The organism is Streptococcus sp. 477 (assembly GCF_013277295.1).
GTDB classification, from domain to species: domain Bacteria; phylum Bacillota; class Bacilli; order Lactobacillales; family Streptococcaceae; genus Streptococcus; species Streptococcus pseudopneumoniae.
Genome location: NZ_VMMQ01000016.1, coordinates 61,437 through 83,854 on the forward strand (window position 1 = coordinate 61,437; position 22,418 = coordinate 83,854).

Consider the following 22,418-nt stretch of genomic DNA (forward strand, 5'->3'; position numbering starts at 1 on the left):
ACTTCGCCTTTCTTTTTATTCTGCTGGTTTTTCTTAGTTTCCAGTACTTGTTGTAGATTCTGTTGTTACCTTTTCTGAAGCTAATTCAGCAGGTTTAGAATCTCTTGCGTTGCTTGGTTTGTTTTCGTCGCTAGCAGTTTCACTGTTAGATTCCGTAGCTGTTGATGTTTCTGTTTCGGTACTTGTCTTATCACCATTTGCTTCAGCATTTCTTGCTGGACTTGTTTCTTCACTTGCGCTAGCTTTTGACTGGATTTGGTGATTCAAAACTAGAATAGCTTTTGTCAATTCAAGTAAAGCTGCTTTGTCTTTACTCTTAGCAGAAAGTTGATCTAGTAATGCATCCACTTTATCAAAGTCCGCATCAGATCCATTATTACTTTCTAAATAAGAGTGAAGCGATATGAGAATATCGTAGAGTTTTTGATAGAGTACAAGTGTCTGAGGATCTTGCTCTGCATTTTCCTTTTCTTGTTGAAGGGCACTAGCGATACGAGTCAATACATCTTTTACCTGGCTGTTTACTTCATCCAAGTCTGCATCAGCCTTGTTTGTAGCAGCTTTGAGATTTTCTACTTCTTCTGCCAAGGATTGTCTGATTCCTTCTTCTTGGATTTGCTCCAAGAGTTGATTTGCCTTGTTCAAAAGACTTTCTACTTCTTCCTTGCTATCTGTCGCAGATTATTGGTTGCTATCTACCATGTACTCCTAAAACAGGAGAGTTATAATCCAAGATTACAAGGCCTTACAGAAATAAGAAATCCAGATAAGACAATGTTCGTCCAAGACGCTATTCGCTTCGCACAGCAGCACGGATTCAGTATGCTTTAATTTTAAAGTTTAGGTGTCAAGACCTCTTTTTAGTGTGCCCAAAATTTAGAGAAGTAATCAATCAACTAACTTTTATTTTTTTCAAACTTTCAGTAAACTGTCCTAAGGCTAACTCAATCTGTCTTTGTTTGATTGGATCCTCTTTATAGACGTTTCGACTTTCAGCAAGAAGTTGATCTACTTTTGCTAAAACTGTTTTCTCATCAAAGGCCCCAGGCTGATAGTTGGATTTCAGGGCTGGAATCTTGTTTTTCAAGGCTACTTCATATCCCTTAGTTTGCACCTTGATGTAGTGATTGTGGTCTCCGTAACTCATGACAAAACCTGATTCATCTTCAGCAATAATACGATTGGCATCAAAGCCGTGTCCACCTTCTTCATGTTCCTCATGTGAAACACTAGGATTGGCTGCAAGAGACGGCGAAGGTGCTACTAGACCATTGTTTGGAAGAGTCGGTTGCCCAATTACGGTCGATTTTGGAATGTAATGGAAATGATCACCATGTCTTACAATATAAGCTGTTGCTGTTTCCTCGACAATATCTTTAGGATTAAAGATATAACCATCAGATGTTGAAGAGATAGGCTTATTTGTAAGTAATGAGGCATGATTCAAAGTAGATGGACTACTTGAAAGACTTCCTAGACTAGACGCTGCTTCATGAGGTTTTTCATTTGTAGAGACCGTAGAACCAGTTCCGCCTATAGGCACCATTCTAGCAATCTTTTCTTCTAAAGGAGAGAGTTTGCTGTAAGGAATAAAGTGATAATGGTCGCCATGCGGAATCGCAACTCCATTTGGCGTACGACTGATAATCTTAGCAGGGTCAAAAACCAGACCGTCTGATTCACTGTAACGTTGGTCACTAGGTGAATCGTAGAGTTCTTTCAATAGACTTTGGAGATTTTCAGCTTTGCTTTCTGGCTTGCTAGTTGATTCTTTCTCTATAGCTTGATTAGTATTATCACTAGCTGTTGAAGAATAGCTTAGCTGACTTGGTTGCGTATTTTTGCCAGCTAAATGAGCTTTTGCTGCTGCTAATTCACTAGCAGACAAATCACTTTTTGGAATGTAGTGATAGTGACCTCCGTGAGGAACGATATAAGCATCACCCGTATCTTCGATAATATCAGCTGGATTAAAGACATAATCATCATCTGTCGTATAACGTCCCTGAGACCTTGCTACAGCGACATCTGAGCTGACCTTCTCATTATCTTTGACATGTTCTTGTTTTTGACGATTGATTTCATCTTTGGTTCGAACATTATCAGCATGAGCTGCATCTTTCAGGTAGACATAATATTTTCCATCGACCTTGATGATATAGCCACCCTTGACCTCATTAACAATATCAGCGTCTTTAAGTTGATAGTTTGGATCCTTCATCAAAAGTTCTTCACTAAAGAGGGCATCATAAGGAACTTTCCCATTATAGTAATGATAGTGGTCACCGTGTGACGTTACATAGCCCTGATCTGTAATTTTGATGACAATTTGCTCAGCCTGAATTCCTTCTTTCTGGCTAACCTGATCTGGTGTCAAGTTTTCACTTTTCTGACTTGACTGACTGCCATCCACATAAGAGACACGATTATTGTCCTTATTTTCCTGCGAACGATGCTGGTTTTGTCCATAGGCACATAGACTCAAGGATACGATAACAGCTGATCCAGCTGCTATATATTTTTTACTGAATTTCATAAATCCCTCATTTCAATAAATGATGAAACTTTTTCTTAACTTCTTTTTTCTCGGTTAAACAATTTTTCTAAACCGCTTATTTAACCATTTAATTAACCAGTAAATAGTTTACTATTTAAAATTATAGAGAAATGAAATAAGAATAGGACAAATTGATCAGGACAGTCAAATCAATTTCTAACAATATTTTAGAAGTCAAGGTGTACTATTCTAGATTCAATCTATTATACTTCTGTCAAGTTTCTGTTACTTTCTTCTAAAAAAGAGAAGCAACACGAAAGGTTACTTCTCCATAAAATATGCTTCATTCTTTTTACTACTATATAGGAGTCGGTTGACTCTCTTTTAACAAAGCCAAGAGCCTATCTAATTCTGCTGAAATAGTGTTACTGTCTTTCGTTCCGAAAAGAAGACTGCTGTTTAGACCAGACAATGTCTCCATAGCATTTTGGCGAGTACGAGAATCTGTTACTTTTTCTAGCAAGGTCTCCGCCTCTGCTATCTTAACGTCAATAACAGAACGCTCTACTTGTGGAACTTCATCCTCATCTGTAGTATCTTCAGCTTCTTCCTCTGTCTCTTCCGCATCAGTGCTTGGTCTATAAAGATTATCTGCTGAAGGATTTAAACCAGCGTGATTCTCTTTTTCATCAGATTCAGAATGAGTTGGCTCACTTACTTCATCATGTTCCTTATCTTCATCAGGTTTACCGTTTTGGTCTGCCTTATTTTTACGAACATGGTCGCTAGCATTACCCCAACCATTATCTGAATGAGGACGTTGGTCAGGATGTTCAACGTAGTATTTCACTGTCGCAAATAAATCTTCTAAGGTATAGCCTTCAGGAGCTGAGTAAAGTCCTTCATCAAACCATGCAAACTTAAGGTTATGATAGTGATCAAAGTGAGGAATTATAAAGTGACCATTTTGTACAGCTACAGTATACTGTAAATGATTCGGTATTTTTTCTAATGGTACCTTTTTCTCAGCTTTTACGCGGTTATAGATAGCTTCTGTCCCTGTTGCCTCTGGTTTTGCTTCTGTTGCTTCAGTAGAATTTGGAGCTTGTAAGCCTTTTTCTTTAGCATAAGCCTGAGCTGCTGCTCTTTCAGCTTCAGATAAGCTGTCTTTTTTAATCCAGTGGCTATGGTTCAAGTGTGGAGTGACGTAGGCATTTCCTTCATCACTTTCAATATCATGCTCATCAAAGATATAGCCATCCTCTGTTGTATATTTACCTGCTAATTTCGCTAATTTAATTTCATCGTCTGTATAGGCAATTTGAGCATTTGGTTTGCCAAGTCGCTCTGGATGGGTAATTGGTGCTAGGAATGCCAATAAATCATCTACCAATTTTACTTTATTAGAAGATTCATCATTCAAGCGCTCTGCTAATTTGTCTAAAGTTTGGAAATCAGAAACGCGACCTTTATTTTCAGACAAGGCTTTATGAGCCTGGGTTAACAGATTGTAGGCTTTATCATAAAATTCTTGGTCACGAGAAGCGACATTTTCTTTTTTAGCAACTAGAGCATGTGTCTCTTGAGTTTTCTTAGACAAGAGATTTTCAATAGCATCAATCTTATCCTTAGCCAAGTCTTTAGCAAAAACATAGTGACTGACACCAGCAATTTCCACAACATATCCTTCCCCAACTTTTCTAACAACCTGTTCTACTGTAAAATCAGTTTGTTTTTTCTCAGTTGATGGTTGAGCTTGCGGTTTTGGTGCTGGTTTCAAATAATTCATTCCCGGCAAGACTGCACCATTTTGTCCCTTAATAGCTATCATACGAGCCAATTTTTCTTCCAAAGGTGACATTTGTGAATAAGGGATAAAGTGATAATGGTCTCCGTGCGGTACAGCAACACCATTAGCTGTACGATTTGTTATTTGTGCCGGGTCAAATACTAGTCCATCCGATTCTACATGGCGTTCTGATAAGGGTTTAGCATACAATTCACGTAAAAGGCTTGGAATGTCTTCCCCTTGATTTTGATGATAAGTTGGAGTGACAGTCAAATTGTGGTTCTCTGACAAGCTTGGTTGAGCTGGATTTGCATTATGACTAGAACTTGAAGAAGGACGAGACCCCTGCTTCCCATTCCAATAGGCTTGGGCTGCAGCCAATTCTCCTGCAGACAAATCACTCTTAGGAATATAGTGAAAATGATTTCCATGCGGTACAACAAAAGCGTCACCTGTATCTTCAATCACATCTGTTGGACTAAAGACATACCCATCATCCGTTGTATAGGCTCCTCCAGTTGCTCTATTCGGTGCCTGCGTATTGAGATTAAAGTTTGCTTTAATGGCTGAACTTGGTTTCGCAGGACTGCTTGGTTTCGTATTATCAGAATGCTTTTGAACTGGCTGACCTCCAATTGGTAGATTTCGAGCCAATTTTTCTTCCAAGGCAGACATTTGCGAATAAGGAATGAAATGGAAATGATCTCCGTGAGGTACTGCCACACCATTTGCAGTACGTTTTGTAATCTGTGCTGGGTCAAATACTAATCCATCAGACTCCACATGACGTTGGCTAAGTGGCAAAGCGTACAATTCTTGAAGGAGACTAGCTAAATCCTCATTTTGACTCTCAGGAGTTGTTGTAAGATTTTGAGGAGTTTCAGATGGACTCGTTCTCACACTAGATCTTGTTTCTCCCCTGCTAGAACGATATTCAACCGTACTTAATTGACCGCCTTTTCCAGATAAGAAGGCTTGGGCAGCAGCTAATTCACTGGCAGACAAATCACTCTTAGGAATATAGTGGAAGTGATTGCCATGAGGAACAATATAGGCATCGCCTGTATCTTCAATGATATCAGAGGCATTGAAGATATAACCATCATCCGTTGTATAACGTCCTTGGGCTCTGGCTGCAACTACCGCCTGATTGTTTGAACCGCCACCGTGATTACTACTATGTTCCTGCTTCTGACGTTTAATCTCTTCTTTTGTCCGAATATTATCCGCATGGGCCGCATCTTTAAGGTAAACATAGTATTTACCGTTTACCTTAATGACATAACCACCCTTGATTTCATTGACAATGTCTGAATCCTTCAACTGATAATTCGAATCTTTCATGAGGAGCTCTTCACTGATGATGGCATCATAAGGAACCTTGCCATTATAGTAATGATAATGGTCTCCATGAGAAGTCACATAACCTTGATCCGTAATCTTGATAACAATTTGTTCAGCATTGATTCCCTCTCTCTTACTGACTTCATCTGGTGTTAAGTTCTCTGCCTTTTGACCAGCCTGATTACCATCTATATAAGCAACTCGATTAGACTCTTTCTTAGCCTGACCAGCTTGGTAACGACCAAGTTCATAGGAACAAACACTTAGGGCAAGAACTGCCACTGAACCTGCTAGATATTTTTTATTGATTTTCATTTTTTCCTCACTTTAATTCTTCTGCTAGAACACTTATATTTTCTTCAAGATTTTCTAAATAGGTCTTGTCATTTTGTGGGTCTGCCTCTAAAGGATTCAGAGTTTTAAGACCTACACCTGTTGATTTGACAAGAGTTTCAGCTACTTTTGAAGAAGCGTTACTTTCTGTAAAAATCGTTTTAACCTTATAGGTTTTAACAAATTCCTGAATTTCTGTTAGTTGTCTTGGACTTGGTTCTTGTTCCGGAGAGATACCTGCAATACCAAGTTGATTGAGTCCAAATCGCTTAGCTAAATAAGAAAAGGCTGTATGTTGTGTTACAAATGTTTTCTGAGTCGCTTTTTCAAATTTAGGCTGGAATTTCTTAGTCAATTCTTGAGCTTTTTTGATAAAGGCTTGCGCATTTTTTTGGTAAGTTTCTTTATGCTCACTATCCGCCTCCGAAAGCTTATCAGCGATAATCTGAGCTTCTTCGCCAGCTTTTTCAGGATCTAGCCAAGTGTGAGGGTCATAGAGCGTTTTTTCATCAACTCCATCCCCTGCTTCTACATCTTCTAGCCCTGGGACGCGGTCTAAAGTCATTCCCTCTGAAGCCTCTAAAACCTTCACTTTGGATTTTTTTAGATTGGGATCTAAACTTCCTGCCCAAGATTCGAGCGTATGTGAATGGTAAACAAAGACATCTGCATCATAGATGGCTGCGATATCATTTGCCGAAGGTTCAAAGGAGTGAATCCCACTACTTGACTGAATCATCCGAACATCATTCAAGTCACCAGATACTTCCTTAACCATAGCATAGATAGGATAAAAACTGGTCACAATTTTCATCCCCTTTCCTGTCTGACTTTCCTTTTGACTACAGGCTCCTAGCAATAAAAGAAAGACACTTAACAAGACTAAAAATAAATTTTGTTTCTTCATGAACAACTCCTTAACTGTTTAATTAACTAGTAAACATTCTACTCCTAAAAACTTAATCTGTCAAGATATTTTTAGAAAAAATTTGAAATTTCTTTCACATATAAAAATCTGCTGAGTTTCAACAACTCAACAGACTTTTACTTTATTCTTCTATGGTAGAATGCTTATAGCCATAAGTGAAGTAAATAATACTTCCTACTAACAAGGCAACTAGGAAAGCAATCCAAGTTTCCATATTATACTGTAACATAAAGGATAAACAAATGATGATTGATAAAATCGGTAACAGGGGTACCAATGGTGTTTTAAATTCGCCTGCTTTGGGCATGCCTTTTTCTTTCCGTAAGCGAATCAGGCCGTAAGCTAGCATAATCAAGTAGGCTAAGGTACAAATATTTAAGAAGGCTGCGATACTAGCAAGAGGGAACATTCCTGCTGCTACTGCTGAAGCTAGACCTGTTAAAATAGTAGCATTCTTTGGTACCTTGCTAGTCTTCGTTAGTTCTTTAAAGGCGGCAGGCATTAAGCCATCGCGCGCTAAACTGTAAATCATACGCGATAGGGCATAGGTCATCGAGATACAAACTGTAATCAAGGTCAAGATAGCCACTAATGACACATAGTTGGCTGCCCAACTGATCCCAACGCTACGAAGGGCAAAGGCAACGGCATCATTGACATTTAAATGACTATAGTGAACCACACCAGTCAAAACAAGCGTCACCAAGGCATAGAGAATGGTTACGATAGAAAGCGATAAGACAATCCCTCTAGGAATATTTTTTTGAGGAGTCTTGACCTCATCTACAGCCATAGAGATGGATTCAAATCCCAAAAAACCGAAGAACATTAAGGAGGCACCAGCCATAATACCAGTACTAGCACCATAGATTTGTCCAAAACCATAAGGAGCAAAATTACTCCAATTATCAAGTTTGATATGCCAAATTCCTACTAAAACAAAGAGAGCTAAAGCCGAGAATTTCAAAATAACTAGAATAGAATTAAAGCGTAAGGCTGCTTTAGCATTGAGTAAAACAAGCGAGGTCACCAATACCAAGACAAGAATAGGCAATAAATCAACAAATGTCCCTGCTTGAGGATTAAAGGTACCATTTAAAGGCTGAGGAAGGGCTATCCCGTATTGAGAGAGCAAGCCTTTAAAATAAGCTGCCCAACCCGAAGCTACGCCTGATATGGCTGTCATGAACTCCATCATGGTTAACCAACCAGCCAACCAGGCTGGGAATTCTCCTAAAATAGCATAGAGATAACTGTAGGCACCACCTGTAGCAGGTACTCGTGAAGCAAATTCTGCAAAAAAGAGGGCTGATAATCCCACACACAAGGCAGAAATGACGATTGAAATCACTAGGGCTGGACCAGCAAGTGTGGCAGCTGCAGTACCTGTAATTGTAAAGATGCCTGTCCCTACCATGGCTCCGATACCCAGCAAAATCAAATCCCATAACTTCAAATGCCTGTGCATCTCCGTTTTATCCAAACTTACATTCTTTGTTCTAAATATATTCATATTTCTTCTCCAAATAAAATGATGATTCTATTTTACCATAAATATAGGAGATTTGTGACTATTTATAAAATATTTTTCTAAAAAAAATCTGACTACATCTTGTAATCAGATTTTTATCGATTCTAGTTCATTTCTTTAAATGCTGCTTCTGCATCCGCATTACTGATAGCACCAAATTGAATCTTTCCAATCTTTCCTTGACTATCAATTAGGTATTCTGTAGGAATGCTTCGAATTTGATAAGCTTGGAAGGTTGTTGCTTTAGTATCATAAAGAACTGGGATATCTTTATATCCTTGTTCTTGGAACCATTGTGGGAATTGATCAACAGTTTTTTCACCTTGAATTCCTGGTGCAATGACACTAAGAATTTCGAAATCGCGATCTGGTTTTGCAGCTAATTCCATCAACTCAGGCATACTTTTCTTACATGGACCACACCAGGAAGCCCAAAACTTCAAGTAAACCTTTTTACCCTTAAAATCAGATAACTTGACTTCTTTACCATCCATGGATTGCAAGGTGAAGTCTGGAGCATCTTTCCCAACAGCAATTTGCTGTACAGGCGTTTCTTGTTTTGGCTGTTGTGGGGCTTGAGTTTTTTTAGTTTCTTCCTCACCACAGGCCATCAATACAACTAATGACAAGAGACTTAAGCCAGCAAACATTACTTTTTTCATCATTTTCTCCTTTATTCAAAAATTCCAGCTAGAACATTTACTTGTCCTAATAGTAACAAAATTCCCATTAAAATAATGAGGAAACCACCAATTTTCTTCATTAGCATCATATGACGTTTGATTTTACTAAAATAAGGCATGACTACACCTGAAGCTAGAGCCAAGACCAAGAAAGGAAGAGCCATCCCCAGAGTGTAAATAAGAGTATAGATAGCACCTTGCCAAGCTCCATTGCCTCCAGAAGCCGCAAGCGCTAAAACAGAACTTAAAACTGGAGCAATACAAGGCGTCCAACCAAAGCTAAAGGTAATACCGAGTAAAAAGGCTGACCAATAACGATTGGCTTCTGATTTCTTAAAAGTAAAGCTTTTTTGAACCTCTAATTTCTTAAAATGAAAAATTTCCATCTGGTGAAGTCCCAAAATGATAATAATTGTTCCCATAACATATCGAAACCAATTTGCATAGAGAATATGACCAAAGTAACCAGCACCAAAGCCTAGAATAAAGAAAATGAGTGAAATACCTGCGATAAAGCAAAGTGTTCGAATCAAGCCTGACCAGAGAACCTTTCTCCCAAATAAAGAAAAGCTTTTTGCGCTTTCCTGATTATCCAATAAAATCCCAGCATAAACAGGTAACAGAGGAAAAATGCAAGGGGAAAAGAAGGACAAAATCCCTGCTAAAAAAACGGAGATTGAAAATACTATCGTTTCCAATAAAGGACCAACTTTCTTAAGATTTCTAATCCTATTTTACTATATTCAATTTTATTTGTAAGCTTTCTGCTACGCAAAATCGTATCGGGCACTATTGGACTAATCTTTTCTTTCGCTAGTCAAGGCGGATCTTATCCCCAAAATAGCCAAAAAGCAACGACAAGGGTTACTCGTCGCTGCTTTTGTGAACGGAAATGTCTTTTAGGTCTGACATTTCATAAATCATGTTTTACTTGAGTTTGTCAAGGATTGCTTTAAGCTCCTCTACTAGTTTAGCTTCTGTCTCTGCTGAGCCATTTTCCTCTTTCACGAAATCAAGGGTTTCTTGGAGAAGGTTTTGGGCTTTGGCAAGGACTTTTTTATCCGCTTTTTCTGCATCTAGCTGTCCAAGAACTCTTGTCAATTCCGTGATTAATTGCTGGATTTCTGACTCTTTCTTACGGCGAACCAACCAGAAGGCAATCACGCCTAGAAGGGCGAGTAGACCGACTACAATCACTCCTGCTGGAACTGAGTTTGTTTCAGTCATCTTATCTGAATCCTTACTATCTTCCGTTCCTTGCTTAGTATCCTTCTTGTCCTGTGCAGGCTTGCTGTCGCTAGCATTTGCTTTCACATCTTTGAGAGAGTCCAAGGCAGCCTTCACAGACTCTACTGCAGTACGTAGACCTTGCTCTGTCAAGGCACTATCTTCCAGAGCTTTTTGAGCATCTAGGAGGACCGCCTTGGCTGCATCGATTTTCGGATTAGATACTGTTGCCAAAGCTTTCAAGCGTTGGTCTAACTCTTGAGTCAAGGCATGAAGTTCAGACTTGTCAACTTGCTCTTGAGCTGGAGCTTGTGTGCTCGTTGAGCTAACTGAAGGACTTGCTGCCGCTCTAGGTGCTTGAGTCGGAGCTGGAGCAGGACTTGCAGGTTGACCCGAAGCAGTTGGTTGAGACGGTTGTGGAGCTGGCTCAGATGGAGCTGTTGGAGTCTCAGTAGCTCCTTGGTCTGGCTGAGTAGGAGTAGAAGGTTGCGATGTTACGTTATACGAATCGGGAATTGGATAATATCGTTTTGATGGCAAGCTGACTGGTGTTGAAGAAGCACTAACTTCACTATTACCATGTTTAGCTGTCGCACTTACTTGAGTTCCTGCACTAGCCGCATTATGGGAAATTGTAACAACACCACTTACTCCATCAATGCTGACACCTGATTTTGTTGGTGTTAGGCTCCAGCTTGACCCTGATTTCGTAGCTACAACTTTGTCGCTTCCAATGCTAATTTCTACATGGTCTGCATTCGCACTTGGTGTTACCGTTACATTGGCATTCGCTTCGCTAGAGGCAACTGTTGGTTTTTCAGGTGTTGCTTCTTTAGCTACTGGTACTGTCGCTCTTCTTTCATCACTAAACCAGGAACCACGTTCTCGTGGATTACCATCGTTTACGTTATTATTTACTTCGATAACAGTGAGTGCTCTAAATTTATCTGTTCCTATCTTATTAACTCCAGACTTATAATCAGACTGGGTAATAGTAATTTGGCGTGCAGAACCATCCCCATCATTATTAGGAGATATATCTTTAGAGGCAAGTATATTATAACCTTCCGGATAAGCTAATCCATCCGTACTCCCTCCATAATTAGAAATATCCGAACCTCCGGTTACCAAATATACTTTCATCTTTGCGCCATTAGGTAATTTAGGAACATAAGGAATTGTCACATCAATATTAGGTTTTTCATTAGCTTTACCTGCTAAGCTCGGGACACTTGCATCTGTACTATCATTTGGTGTATTAATAGTCGGCTTCTGAAAAGGGAGATAGTATCCAAATTGTGTCGTCTGACTACCGCTTGAAGTAGTTACTGTTACATTCAATAAATACTGACCCCTGCGCGGAGTAATTCCGTCGAAAGTCAAAGATGCTTCACTCCCATTGACAGAAGATTCGACCTTTAACCCCATGTTTTCATGACCAGTTACAGATATGCTAGTAATTTTCTCATGATTTGATTTAGCACTAATTTTCAAAATATTACCAAATACTCTATCTCCACCTGGTACTACTAGTATATTAGAAACTTCTATTTGTTTACGTACTGCATTCCATCTCCCAATTGTTAATCCTGCTATATTCCGTCTTTTTCTTACATGAACTCCTCTTTCCTCAGAATTTTCCTCACTATCATTTTTTGACATCATCACTTGATTACCATCTAGTAACTTGTGAGCTTTTTCGACAAGTTCTCCAGAAATCTTTCCGTCGTCTGAAAGTCCTAACTTTTCGTTGATAGTATCTGCTAAGTTTTTAAAATCTGCTGCCGACTCAGGATTGGATTCTTTCAATCTTTTAGATGCATCTATCAATTTATCATATAACTGATACCCGTCTTCTTCTTGAGATTGATCTATCTTATCTTCTCTATTAGCTTCTTCTTTGATAATTGAGGATTTTTCTTCCAACTCTGGTTGTACTTCTTTTTTATCTTTTTCTACCTCGGACACAGTAGATAATTCACCAGATACAGGTTTAACTACACCATCAACTTTTTCATCACCTTTATTCTCTACTGTTGACTTAGCTTTTCCTTCACTATCTTTAGATGAAGTTCCTGGCTCTTTTTTCTCTGTCTCTTGAGTGTTTGGTTTAGCTCCTTCTTGTTCTACGTTAGGATTTTGATTGCTTGTATCTGATGGCGGTAAGACAGATGGATTCCCAGTGTTGCCATTTCCATCCTGACTGACCACTTCTGTATTTACTTCCGCCGCCTGGACTTCTGTCGCTGGATTAGCTATAAAAAAGACAGACCCTAGCAAGACTGAGACTGCTCCAATTGAAAACTTGCATATAGAAAAGCGTTGGCGCTCATTCATTTTAAACTGTTTCATGGTTTTTTACCTTTCTTTCTACCCTGTCTTTGCTCCTCTAGCCATGGTCATGCAGGCATCAACTCGCAATAAAAACAGGAAAACATGACCTTTTTTCATCTTAAACAAATGACAAAAAGCCCAGTGTTTACTAATACTTCATTATATCAACTTAGTTCCCTTCCTTCAACCTCACTTTGTTTTAGAAAATCGATGATTATATATATATGCATGTTGCTTATTTTAAAGGATTTAGAGGCTCCTTATTTGAAAATTTAGTATATTTTTCGTTATTTTCAGAAATTTTAAATTTATATGACATTCAAAAGAAGCTGTTCGTCTTGCTATCTATCGCCAGCAAGAACTATCCTAGACTCAGCAAATAAAAAACAGGCTCTCCGAAAAATACTTACCTATCATGGGAGGAACAACCGTTCCTCTTTTTTATTACTAAAATTCAAAGAATTCCAATGCTTTTTTCAAGAGCAAATCCGTATATTCTGGATCTTCTTGGGCTACTTCTATTTCCCGCTGAACTTTTTCCAAATCATCTGTAATCACTCCATCTACTCCTAAGTGAAGAGATTTGCTGATAGCTTCTGAATCATTGACAGTCCAGACATAAAGTTTCTGATCCGTTGTCCATAGTTTGCTTACAAAATATTCATCCAAGGTTGAGTACTCCATAGTATATCCTGTCGCTCTTGTTTTAGGAAAGACAGAATTGTAGGGCATGATGAAATAAACTGGCAGTTCGGCATCATACTGTCTTACTTTTTCGACAACATGGTAGTCTAAAGACTGGATTTGATGTCCATAAATCTTGAGCTTTGCAGCATAACGGGCTAAAAAGTGGTTCATCATGTCTGGACTATCTTTTTTACTGGTTTTAATTTCAATTAGTAATTTTTGACCAAGTTCGTTGGCTCGACTGAGATAATCTTCAAAGCTTGAAATTTTAGTCTGGTAGCCATTTTCAAAAATATCAATCCCTTTAAGCTCCTCCAAGTTTAAGTCTTGAGGACTTTTATTGATACCTGCTAGATTTTTCAAGTTAGCATCATGCATCATGACAAACTGCCCATCTTTTGTTTCCTGCACGTCCGTCTCCACCAAGTCTGGTTTGAGTTGTGCTGTAGTTTCCAAGGACTCTACTGTATTTTGAATCCCATTTGCATTGGAAACCCCTCGGTGAGAAATAAGTTGAGGTAGATGAACCATGGGAGCCTCCAGATAAATATAACCTTCTAAGGCAAAGAAAAGACTGGCACAAGTCATGACACCCCATCGCACGATGTGATCTTTTTCTCTCCTAGGAAGCATATCCAGCTCCTTTCCTGTCAAAAATGAAACAAATTTAACCAAAAAATAAGTCAGAGCCATATAATAGAGATTTTTAATCATGACAAAATTCAAAATACCAAGAATCAGAGACTCTCTCTGAGTGATATCATCTACCAAAGTTTGAGCCAATAATAAAGGAATCAAAGGAAGATAAAATAATAAATGTGCTTTGAGCAAGATGTAAAATAAATTCCAAGCATAAAAAGTAACTCTCTTCTTGGTTTTCTCCAAGCTAAACATCACTGCTTCTCGAACAGTCAGCTGATCATATACAATCTTCGGAAGGGCAAACATCAATCTGACAGAGACATAGAGAAAGATAAGAGATAGAAGTAGGATGCTCAGCCACCACATCCAATATTTATCTTCTAAATAAGCTTGGATAAACTCTGGAATGACGATTTTATTAAGATAATAAATCTTCAGCATTTTCCGTATAAAAGGAAAAAGCATAGCTATATAGAAAAAGATAAACAAGGCTTTAGCGCAAGTTAGCTTTTTCATAAATCCAAAACTTTCATGGAAAACCTTGCGGATATACTCAATTAGCCTTCGCTTTTCATGATAGAGGAGATGACGAGCACCAATAAAGAGGAGTCCTATTTGAAAATAAGCAACCAGAAGGTTAATTACAATCAAGGCTAAAAAAGCTAGACTAATCAATGGAGAATGAGTAAGGATAGCTAAGACATTGTTATAGGAAATAAAAAGATAACCTGTCTGATCTAATAAGAAGCTAGCCAACCATGAATTGAATGGTACCCACAAATACTCCACTATCATAAAAATCAAGAAAAATAGAAAGAGGATTTTATCAAGATTGAGGTAAATCTGTTTAAGACCCAATTTTTTAGGTTTTTCAGGTTTCATAGGCACTCCTAGTCAAATAATTGAGACAAGTCCAAGCCACCAAAAGGATTGTTTGATAAGCTACTTTCTGTCTCTAACAATTCCCTAGCTTGATCCGACTCTAAGAAGGATTCGTAAACACGCGCCGTCATCCGAGCATCCTCTAAACTATTATGAGACTGACCTTGAAATCCAAGAAATGAGGCAACAGTTTGCAATTTGAGATTGGCAATACCATGTAAATCTGAACTCCGACGTTCAAAAGCTTCATCATACAAATCCACCTTGTACTGTTGGCTATAGTCTAAACCATGCTCTGCTAAAATAGGTAAATCACTTTTAGCAGCATTGTAGCCTATCATGGGTAAAGAACCCACAAACTCTTGGAATTCTTCTAAGACTTTCTCAACTGGAGGAGCATCTTTTAAGGTCTCAGCTGTAATCCCGGTCAAACCATTGATAAAGCTTTTTAGAGGGACGCTGGTATGAACATAGGAATCATAAGCATCGATTTCCCGACCATCTCTAAAACGCACTGCCGATACTTGAATCAAGTGTGTTTGTCCTTCGTGCTGATTAAATTCTAAATCAAAAGCAATGTAATCTTCTAATCGTTCCATTCTCTACCTCTCCTCTACTGTCTCTATTCTAATCAACTATACTATTCACAAACAAAAGAAGCCATCAGGTTAGCATGTAACCTAAACAGCTCCTTGATTATCCTCCAAATAAACGAGCAAAAAAGCCTTTCTTAGTTGATTGGACTTCTTCTTTTGCTTGGTCCAGCTCTAGCTTAAGATTTTCTTGATCCTTCATAGCTTGAAGGGTCAATTGTTGCTGCTGATCCAGTTGTTTGTCTTTCTCAGCAATCTGACGGTCTTTGATACGCATCTGCTCGTCTTTTTCTGATAACTGACGATCCTTGGCTTTCAATTGTTCATAGAGACGAAGAATTTCTGCATTCTTCTCATCAACCAGAATCTCCATCAGTTCACGTTGCTTGACATCTTCACTGACAGGCTCATCTTCAAAAATCGTTTTTTTATAGATTTCTTCTAGCTTAATCAAGCCACTTCTGGTAACGACTGTTACCCCTTTGTCATTTTTATCTGTGTCTTCTTCTGGTAATTCTTTGACACGGTTATTGATTGCTTGGCGAGATAATCCTAAGATCTCTGCAATCTCACTGACGGTCATTTCAATACTCATAATATCCTCTGAAACGTTTTCTAGCTTTTCTTTACTTAAATCTTATCATAAGCTAGAAAAACTGTCAAATTTCCGCTTAATCTAAAGCCTTCAAAAAGGCTAATAAGACTTGAGCAGAGCGACGTCCAGCTTCGATAATAAACTCATCAAAAGAGATGTTTGCTTCATGGTTGGCATTATCACTCATAGCTCGGATGACTAAGACTGGAAGATTAAGAGCATGCGCTGCCTGAGCAATAGCTGCCCCCTCCATCTCAACAGCTAAAACTTCTGGGAAATGGGACTTAATCGCTTCTATCTTGTCATTTCCTGCAACAAAACTATCTCCTGTAGCAATCAAACCAAGATGCCAGTTTTGATTCAATTGAGATAAACTCTCTTGGATTTTGGCAACAAAGGTTTTATCCGATTCAAAATAAAGCGGTTGTTGCGCCATTTGTCCATAAGCATAACCAAAAGCTGTGACATCCACATCATGATAGGCTAATTTGTCAGCAATCACAACATCCCCAACAGCAATACCCTCTGCTACTGCCCCAGCTGAACCTGTATTGATAAGAGCATCCACTTGGAAATGATCAGCCAAAATCGCCACACTCATAGCAGACATGACCTTACCAATTCCACTTTCTACAAGAACGACTTCATGAGAGGCAATGGTTCCTGTGTGATAGGTATTGCCTAAAACAACTTGCTCTTGGGCATTGTCTAGATGCTGGACCAGATAAGCCAGTTCTTCTGGCATAGCTGCAATAATTCCTATTTTCATTTCAATTCCTTTTCTATTACAACAGTTTCATTGCTAAGACAAGCAAAATCAAGAGAAAGATGACTGCAAATAAGATTTTATTCAGTTTAGAATTGAAGACATTTCTCTTGGTGTTTTCAATGCGACGGCTTTTATGAATAGACGGTTCGACCTGAATCTTCAAGGTTTCCTGGCTAAAACCATGATCCTTAGGATTGGCATAACCAAAACGGGAAGAAGAGGTTGGTAAAATTTTTGTCTCCTCATTATCATCTAGCAAAGGAGGACCTGAAATTTTTTCGCCTCTATTAGCCCTTTCAATCATTTCATCCGTTAATAAAGGTTTACCCATATTGACCTCCTCTATTTTTTCTGCAATTCCCAATATTGAACAGCCATAATTGTCTTGGCATCACAGATATGACCTGATTGGATCAATTCCTTGGCTTCTTCTAAGCTCACTTCAAGGACTTCCAAGGTCTCATCGTCATCTTGGGGACGCGGATTTTCTACCCTTGTCAAATCGCTGGCTATGTATAGTTTTAACTTTTCATTACAAAAGCCAATGGCTGAGTAAAAATCGTACAAGAGTTCTAACTTCCCTGTATAAGCTGTTTCTTCCTCTAATTCACGCAGAGCTGCTGCCACAGGGTCTGTATTTTCTCCTACTTCCAATTTTCCTGCTGGAATTTCGTAAGAGACTGCCTCAATGGCTTTGCGGTACTGCTTGACCAAGATCAGTTTTTGCTCATCGGTTACTGCTAAAACACAGACAGCTCCATTGTGAAAAATCAAATCCCGTTGGGCAGTTCCTTTACCTTCTGGTAATTCAACCTGATCTTGGACCAGTTTAAATATTGGTCCTTGATAGATTTCTTTTCGGCTAAGCGTTTTTTCTTCAAATTCCATGATAGGCTCCTACTGATTCTTAGGATGATGAGGAAGACGTGTTGCATATTCATCTTTATTAACCTGACGACCGCGACCAATAGCAATCGCATCCACTGGCACGTCTTTAGTAATAGTTGAACCAGCCCCAACGAGGGAATTGTCACCAAGTTCTACTGGCGCAATAATGGTTGAATTTGAACCAACAAAGACATTGTTGCCAATGACTGTCTTGTATTTGTTTTTGCCGTCATAGTTGACTGTAATGGTTCCTGCACCAAAATTAACCTTGCTACCCACTTCACAGTTTCCGATATAAGTCAAATGACCAGCCTTGCTATTCTCACCGATAGAAGACCCTTTCACCTCAACAAAGTTTCCAATATGAACTTGGGCACCCAGACTTGAACCTGGACGAATGTGGGCATAAGGACCGACTGTCACACCGTCTGCAACACTACTTTCCTCAATCATAGAATTGGTAATAATCGCTCTTGCTCCGATAGTGCTATTCACTACATACGTTCCATTTGTCAAAACAGTCTCAGCACCAATTTTCGTTTGCCCCTTCAAGGTAACATTGGCTTCGATTTGAACTTCAGGCGCAATCTCAACATCAATATCAATATAAGTTGCCTCTGGATTGACAAAGCTAACACCGTTGACCATGTGTTTATGATTGATACGACGACGCATGACTGACTCAGCAGTCGCAAGAGCCACACGGTCATTTACACCAAGACTTTCATCAAAATCTTTCAAAGTATAAGCACCAACTTTTTCACCGGCTTCACGGAAAATGCCAATGACATCTGTGATATAGTATTCTCCTTGAGCATTGTTGGTATTGATATTTTTCAAAGCCTCAAACAAACGTTCGTTGTCAAAAACGTATGTTCCAGTGTTGATTTCCTTGATTTGTTTTTCAAAATCTGTGGCATCCTTTTGCTCAACAATACGAAGAACCTCAGCATTGTCATTACGAACAATTCGTCCATAGCCAAAAGGATTATCCGTTTCAGCAGTCAAGATAGTGGCCACATTTTTATGATTGATGTGGAAATCAATCAAGTTTTTCAAACTTTCACCAGTGATTAAAGGAGTATCTCCTGCAATGACCAAGGTGTGACCGGACAAACCTTCTAAGATTGGCTCTGTCATCATAACTGCATGGCCTGTCCCTAACTGTTCAGATTGAGTCACAAATTCTGTCTGTCCAGCCAAGACCTCCTCAACCAATTCTGCCTTGTGTCCTACAACTGTTACTGTCTTTTCAGGTTGGATAGCTCCCACACTACGGAAAACATGTTCCAGCATAGAAATACCCGCAACCTTGTGCAACACTTTTGGCAAATCAGATTTCATGCGAGTCCCTTTACCCGCTGCTAAAATAATGGCAAAATTTGACATAATCTTCTCTTTTCTGTAGAAATTCCCTTTTATTATACCATATTTCAAATCATTCCGCGCCCTTGAATGAAAAAATGCTCCAAAGTCCTTTCCTTAACCCATTTTTTTTGATTTTTTTTCATTTTTAAGGTAAAATTATGAGATATGAGAAAACAAATTCATCCACTTATTTTATTTGGTTTTTTTGGGATTATAATTTTCATTTTAATCATCAATCGCCCACTTAATGACAACCAATCGTTTAAAACAAAATCCAATATAGCACAGATTGAAGCACAGGCTTTGAAACACTTAGACAAACCGATTATTGACCTCTCTGGTTGGCAACGTCCTGAGGAAATTAATTACGATACTCTCTCCCAAAACATTTCTGGAGCTATCGTTCGTGTCCATAGTGGCGCTCAGTCTTTAAAAGAAAACGATGCTTCCTTTGTTAATGGGGTAGATAAGGCCTTTAAAACCCATATCACTGAGTTTCAAAAACGAAATGTCCCAGTTGGTGTCTATGCTTATTTAGCTGGAAAAAGTGTCCAAGAAATGGAAAAGGCTGCTGAAGTTTTTTATAATGCTTCATCGCCATACAGCCCTAGCTACTATTGGCTAGATGTGGAAGATAAAACCATGTCCAATATGAACGAAGGTGTTGAAGCCTTTCGTGCAAAACTAGAATCGCTAGGTGCAAAAAATATCGGAATCTACGTTGGGGTCTACTTCATGGAAGAACACAGTATTGATACAGACAAGTTTACGTCTGTTTGGATTCCTTCCTATGGTTCAAATACTGGATTTTTCGAAAGCAAACCTAATACGGACTTAGATTATGACATCCACCAATACACATCTAAAGGGAAAATTGCCGGCTTTGACCACAATTTGGATATCAACGTCATCTCTCCCTTAAAAAACAAAGAAGAAACCTTTAGAAAAATCTTTTTAAAACCTTAAAAGCATTTGTTTATCATTTGCTTTTTCTTTTTGTGTTTGATTGTGATACAATATAGTAAGGATTTTTTGAAATAGAAATAGTTGGAGGAAATATATGCTCTCATGGTTAGCGCGCATTATTAAAGGGATTGTGATTGCTCTTGGATTTATCTTACCGGGAATTTCCGGAGGGGTTCTAGCAGCAATCTTAGGAATCTATGAACGAATGATTGGCTTTCTGGCCCATCCCTTTAAAGACCTTAAAGAAAATGTTTTGTACTTTATTCCAGTTGCCATCGGTATGCTTCTGGGAATCGGCTTATTTTCCTACCCGATTGAATACCTGCTTGAAAATTATCAGGTCTTTGTATTATGGAGCTTTGCGGGAGCTATTATCGGTACAGTTCCTAGCCTCCTCAAAGAATCAACTCGAGAATCTGACCGAGACAAGATTGATTTAGTTTGGTTATGGACAACCTTTATCATTTCTGGATTAGGACTCTATGCCTTAAATTTTGTCGTTGGAACCTTAAGCGCCAGCTTTCTTAACTTCGTCCTAGCAGGCGCACTATTGGCCCTTGGCGTCTTGGTTCCTGGCCTCAGCCCATCAAATTTACTTTTGATTTTGGGACTCTATGCTCCTATGTTGACTGGTTTTAAAACTTTTGATCTCTTGGGAACCTTCTTTCCGATTGGAATTGGTGCAGGTGCAACTCTCATCGTTTTTTCAAAATTGATGGATTATGCCTTAAACAACTACCACTCACGCGTCTATCATTTCATCATCGGTATCGTCCTATCAAGTACCCTTTTGATCTTAATTCCAAATGCAGGAAACGCTGAAAGTATCCAATACACTGGCCTTTCTCTTGTTGGGTATGTCATCATCGCCTTCTTCTTTGCGCTGGGAATCTGGCTTGGTATTTGGATGAGCCAATTGGAGGATAAGTATAAATAATGGCAAAAAAAGTAAAAATCAAAAAAACATTGGTGGAACAAATCCTGTCGAAAGCAGGCATCCCACATCAGGGGATTCAAATCAATGCCCTGGAAGGAGAGCTGCCTCAAGGTTATGAACGAGATCAGATTTTCAAAACCTTGGCTCTTTTAGGAGACAAGACAGGACCGATTATTGGAATTGTCCCTATCACTCAACACCTGTCGGAAAAGAAACTAGCCAAAATTTCTGGCAATAAAAAAGTGAACATGATTCCACAAAAGGACTTGGAAAAAACAACAGGTTATATTCATGGAGCCAATAATCCTGTTGGTATTCGTCAAAAACATAATTACCCCATTTTTATCGATAAAATCGCTCTCGACTTGAATCAAATGATTGTTTCTGCTGGGGAAGTTGGTCATAGCATTATCGTCGCGCCACAAGACTTGGCTAGCTTTGTAAAGGCTGACTTTGTAGATATTTTGGAGGACAGCAAGTAATGAAACTCTACTTTGTCCGCCACGGTCGTACGGTCTGGAACCAAGAAGGTCGTTTTCAAGGTGCTAGCGGTGATTCTCCTCTTCTTCCTGAATCCATTGAAACCCTAAAACGACTTGGCCAATATCTCAAGGAAATTCCTTTTGATCAGATTTATTCAAGTGATTTACCTCGAGCTGTCAAATCTGCCGAGATTATCCAAAGTCAACTCAAGACACCCTGTCCTTTAGAAAGTGTTCCGAATCTCCGTGAATGGCAGCTAGGTAAATTAGAAGGTTTGAAAATTGCAACCTTGGAAGCTATTTACCCGCAACAAATCCAGGCTTTCCGTACTAATCTTGCTCAATTTGACACTCAAATGTTTGGAGCCGAATCCCTCTATAGCACCACGCAACGGACAATCCAATTTATCAAATCATTAAAAGATAGTCCAGCTGAGCGTATTCTGATTGTCGGGCATGGCGCTAATCTTACTGCCAGTATTCGTACTCTTCTAGGTTATAAAGAACCACTTCTTCGTAAAGATGGCGGTCTAGCAAATGCCAGCCTGACCATTCTAGAAACCCATGATTTTGAAACATTCACTCTTGATACTTGGAATGATACTTCTTATCAATCATAATTATAGCCTAGTCTTCTGGAGATATAGTCAGTTGAAACAAAAATAAGACAAAAGAGACTCGTAAAAAGGTATTGCAACTTGCCAATACCTTTTTGATATGAACACATGTCTTCTCAACAGAATTGTAGAGCAAAATGAAATATGAACTGAATAAATTGATTTGAGAATTTAAATCAATTTATAAGAATGTTTTAGAAGCAGTGATGTACTAGTTCAGATTCACTTTTCTATACTAATACTCTTCGAAAATCTCTTCAAACCGCGTCAACGTCGCCTTGCCGTACTCAAGTACAACCTGCGACTAGTTTCCTAGTTTGCTCTTT

Annotated in this window: 17 protein-coding genes and 5 pseudogenes; 5 read left to right on the top strand and 17 right to left on the bottom strand. The window is 38.9% G+C overall.

The features are described 5' to 3' along the window. Positions 1 to 33: 33 nt before the first annotated feature. Positions 34 to 669 (bottom strand): annotated as a pseudogene (locus tag HT691_RS03340) (HIT family hydrolase); the annotation flags it as partial. On the opposite strand from HT691_RS03340, the pseudogene HT691_RS11500 reads away from it, so the two are divergent. After that, positions 667 to 831 (top strand): annotated as a pseudogene (locus HT691_RS11500) (IS110 family transposase); the annotation flags it as partial. The pseudogenes HT691_RS03340 and HT691_RS11500 overlap by 3 nt on opposite strands. A 289-nt stretch (positions 832 to 1,120) precedes the next feature. On the opposite strand, the pseudogene HT691_RS03350 reads toward HT691_RS11500, so the two are convergent. The 16 genes and pseudogenes from HT691_RS03350 to glmU form a co-directional block, all read right to left on the bottom strand. Beyond that, positions 1,121 to 2,536: pseudogene (locus HT691_RS03350) on the bottom strand (pneumococcal-type histidine triad protein); the annotation flags it as partial. A gap of 319 nt (positions 2,537 to 2,855) precedes the next feature. Next, positions 2,856 to 5,945 (bottom strand): pneumococcal-type histidine triad protein, encoded by a 3,090-nt coding sequence (locus HT691_RS03355; RefSeq protein ID WP_000700358.1) that lies wholly within the window; start codon positions 5,943 to 5,945, stop codon positions 2,856 to 2,858. Between the two features lie 7 nt (positions 5,946 to 5,952). Next, positions 5,953 to 6,870, bottom strand: a complete 918-nt coding sequence (gene adcAII / locus HT691_RS03360) for a zinc-binding lipoprotein AdcAII (RefSeq protein WP_000744536.1) — start codon at positions 6,868 to 6,870, stop codon at positions 5,953 to 5,955. 142 nt (positions 6,871 to 7,012) lie between these two features. Further along, positions 7,013 to 8,404 carry an amino acid permease gene (locus tag HT691_RS03365; RefSeq protein WP_023938125.1) on the bottom strand — a complete coding sequence of 464 codons (1,392 nt, stop codon included), beginning with the start codon at positions 8,402 to 8,404 and terminating at the stop codon, positions 7,013 to 7,015. Positions 8,405 to 8,526: 122 nt separating this feature from the next. After that, positions 8,527 to 9,084 (bottom strand): thiol-disulfide oxidoreductase-associated lipoprotein SdbB, encoded by a 558-nt coding sequence (gene sdbB, locus HT691_RS03370; RefSeq protein WP_023938127.1) that lies wholly within the window; start codon positions 9,082 to 9,084, stop codon positions 8,527 to 8,529. An 11-nt stretch (positions 9,085 to 9,095) separates the two neighbouring features. After that, positions 9,096 to 9,803, bottom strand: coding sequence for a thiol-disulfide oxidoreductase-associated membrane protein CcdA2 (gene ccdA2, locus HT691_RS03375; RefSeq protein ID WP_172925248.1), 708 nt, complete (start codon positions 9,801 to 9,803; stop codon positions 9,096 to 9,098). Positions 9,804 to 10,032: 229 nt separating this feature from the next. After that, positions 10,033 to 10,449 carry a transmembrane domain-containing protein gene (locus HT691_RS03380; protein WP_171043324.1) on the bottom strand — a complete coding sequence of 139 codons (417 nt, stop codon included), beginning with the start codon at positions 10,447 to 10,449 and terminating at the stop codon, positions 10,033 to 10,035. Between the two features lie 27 nt (positions 10,450 to 10,476). Continuing rightward, positions 10,477 to 10,674, bottom strand: a pseudogene (locus HT691_RS03385) (hypothetical protein); the annotation flags it as partial. Positions 10,675 to 12,604: 1,930 nt separating this feature from the next. Next, a pseudogene (locus tag HT691_RS11245) lies at positions 12,605 to 12,684 on the bottom strand (YSIRK-type signal peptide-containing protein); the annotation flags it as partial. A gap of 429 nt (positions 12,685 to 13,113) precedes the next feature. Continuing rightward, on the bottom strand, positions 13,114 to 14,877 hold the full coding sequence (locus tag HT691_RS03395) for a glycerophosphodiester phosphodiesterase (RefSeq protein WP_171043396.1): 1,764 nt from the start codon (positions 14,875 to 14,877) through the stop codon (positions 13,114 to 13,116). 8 nt (positions 14,878 to 14,885) lie between these two features. Beyond that, positions 14,886 to 15,476 carry a 3'-5' exonuclease gene (locus tag HT691_RS03400; RefSeq protein WP_138705916.1) on the bottom strand — a complete coding sequence of 197 codons (591 nt, stop codon included), beginning with the start codon at positions 15,474 to 15,476 and terminating at the stop codon, positions 14,886 to 14,888. A gap of 97 nt (positions 15,477 to 15,573) precedes the next feature. Then, positions 15,574 to 16,065 (bottom strand): chromosome segregation protein RocS, encoded by a 492-nt coding sequence (rocS, locus tag HT691_RS03405; protein ID WP_000021240.1) that lies wholly within the window; start codon positions 16,063 to 16,065, stop codon positions 15,574 to 15,576. Between the two features lie 76 nt (positions 16,066 to 16,141). Continuing rightward, complete coding sequence (locus tag HT691_RS03410) at positions 16,142 to 16,834, bottom strand: 5'-methylthioadenosine/adenosylhomocysteine nucleosidase (protein WP_050207497.1); 693 nt, start codon at positions 16,832 to 16,834, stop codon at positions 16,142 to 16,144. A 16-nt stretch (positions 16,835 to 16,850) separates the two neighbouring features. After that, positions 16,851 to 17,165 (bottom strand): cell wall synthase accessory phosphoprotein MacP, encoded by a 315-nt coding sequence (gene macP / locus HT691_RS03415; RefSeq protein WP_000517865.1) that lies wholly within the window; start codon positions 17,163 to 17,165, stop codon positions 16,851 to 16,853. Positions 17,166 to 17,176: 11 nt separating this feature from the next. Then, positions 17,177 to 17,722 (bottom strand): NUDIX hydrolase, encoded by a 546-nt coding sequence (locus HT691_RS03420; protein ID WP_050207494.1) that lies wholly within the window; start codon positions 17,720 to 17,722, stop codon positions 17,177 to 17,179. Positions 17,723 to 17,731: 9 nt separating this feature from the next. After that, positions 17,732 to 19,111 carry a bifunctional UDP-N-acetylglucosamine diphosphorylase/glucosamine-1-phosphate N-acetyltransferase GlmU gene (gene glmU / locus HT691_RS03425; RefSeq protein ID WP_172925249.1) on the bottom strand — a complete coding sequence of 460 codons (1,380 nt, stop codon included), beginning with the start codon at positions 19,109 to 19,111 and terminating at the stop codon, positions 17,732 to 17,734. A 144-nt stretch (positions 19,112 to 19,255) separates the two neighbouring features. On the opposite strand from glmU, the gene HT691_RS03430 reads away from it, so the two are divergent. The 4 genes from HT691_RS03430 (at position 19,256) to HT691_RS03445 (ending at position 22,095) form a co-directional block, all read left to right on the top strand. Beyond that, positions 19,256 to 20,056 (top strand): glycoside hydrolase family 25 protein, encoded by an 801-nt coding sequence (locus tag HT691_RS03430; RefSeq protein WP_138705914.1) that lies wholly within the window; start codon positions 19,256 to 19,258, stop codon positions 20,054 to 20,056. A 94-nt stretch (positions 20,057 to 20,150) separates the two neighbouring features. Next, positions 20,151 to 20,993, top strand: coding sequence for a DUF368 domain-containing protein (locus tag HT691_RS03435; protein WP_138705913.1), 843 nt, complete (start codon positions 20,151 to 20,153; stop codon positions 20,991 to 20,993). Continuing rightward, positions 20,993 to 21,475 carry an aminoacyl-tRNA deacylase gene (locus tag HT691_RS03440; protein WP_023938144.1) on the top strand — a complete coding sequence of 161 codons (483 nt, stop codon included), beginning with the start codon at positions 20,993 to 20,995 and terminating at the stop codon, positions 21,473 to 21,475. The genes HT691_RS03435 and HT691_RS03440 overlap by 1 nt, the downstream gene beginning before the upstream one ends. After that, entirely contained in the window at positions 21,475 to 22,095 is a 621-nt protein-coding gene (locus HT691_RS03445) for a histidine phosphatase family protein (protein ID WP_023932732.1), read from the top strand. Before HT691_RS03440 ends, HT691_RS03445 begins: the two co-directional genes overlap by 1 nt. The last annotated feature ends 323 nt before the right edge of the window (positions 22,096 to 22,418 follow it).

Bases quoted from the DNA above. Each gene is read 5' to 3' on its own strand.
- HT691_RS03445 (WP_023932732.1), top strand. From the start codon at position 21,475: ATGAAACTCTACTTTGTCCGCCACGGTCGTACGGTCTGGAACCAAGAA.
- HT691_RS03365 (WP_023938125.1), bottom strand. From the start codon at position 8,404: ATGAATATATTTAGAACAAAGAATGTAAGTTTGGATAAAACGGAGATG.
- macP (WP_000517865.1), bottom strand. From the start codon at position 17,165: ATGGGTAAACCTTTATTAACGGATGAAATGATTGAAAGGGCTAATAGA.
- rocS (WP_000021240.1), bottom strand. From the start codon at position 16,065: ATGAGTATTGAAATGACCGTCAGTGAGATTGCAGAGATCTTAGGATTA.
- glmU (WP_172925249.1), bottom strand. From the start codon at position 19,111: ATGTCAAATTTTGCCATTATTTTAGCAGCGGGTAAAGGGACTCGCATG.
- HT691_RS03355 (WP_000700358.1), bottom strand. From the start codon at position 5,945: ATGAAAATCAATAAAAAATATCTAGCAGGTTCAGTGGCAGTTCTTGCC.
- adcAII (WP_000744536.1), bottom strand. From the start codon at position 6,870: ATGAAGAAACAAAATTTATTTTTAGTCTTGTTAAGTGTCTTTCTTTTA.
- HT691_RS03410 (WP_050207497.1), bottom strand. From the start codon at position 16,834: ATGAAAATAGGAATTATTGCAGCTATGCCAGAAGAACTGGCTTATCTG.
- HT691_RS03400 (WP_138705916.1), bottom strand. From the start codon at position 15,476: ATGGAACGATTAGAAGATTACATTGCTTTTGATTTAGAATTTAATCAG.
- HT691_RS03430 (WP_138705914.1), top strand. From the start codon at position 19,256: ATGAGAAAACAAATTCATCCACTTATTTTATTTGGTTTTTTTGGGATT.
- HT691_RS03420 (WP_050207494.1), bottom strand. From the start codon at position 17,722: ATGGAATTTGAAGAAAAAACGCTTAGCCGAAAAGAAATCTATCAAGGA.
- sdbB (WP_023938127.1), bottom strand. From the start codon at position 9,084: ATGAAAAAAGTAATGTTTGCTGGCTTAAGTCTCTTGTCATTAGTTGTA.
- HT691_RS03435 (WP_138705913.1), top strand. From the start codon at position 20,151: ATGCTCTCATGGTTAGCGCGCATTATTAAAGGGATTGTGATTGCTCTT.
- HT691_RS03440 (WP_023938144.1), top strand. From the start codon at position 20,993: ATGGCAAAAAAAGTAAAAATCAAAAAAACATTGGTGGAACAAATCCTG.
- HT691_RS03395 (WP_171043396.1), bottom strand. From the start codon at position 14,877: ATGAAACCTGAAAAACCTAAAAAATTGGGTCTTAAACAGATTTACCTC.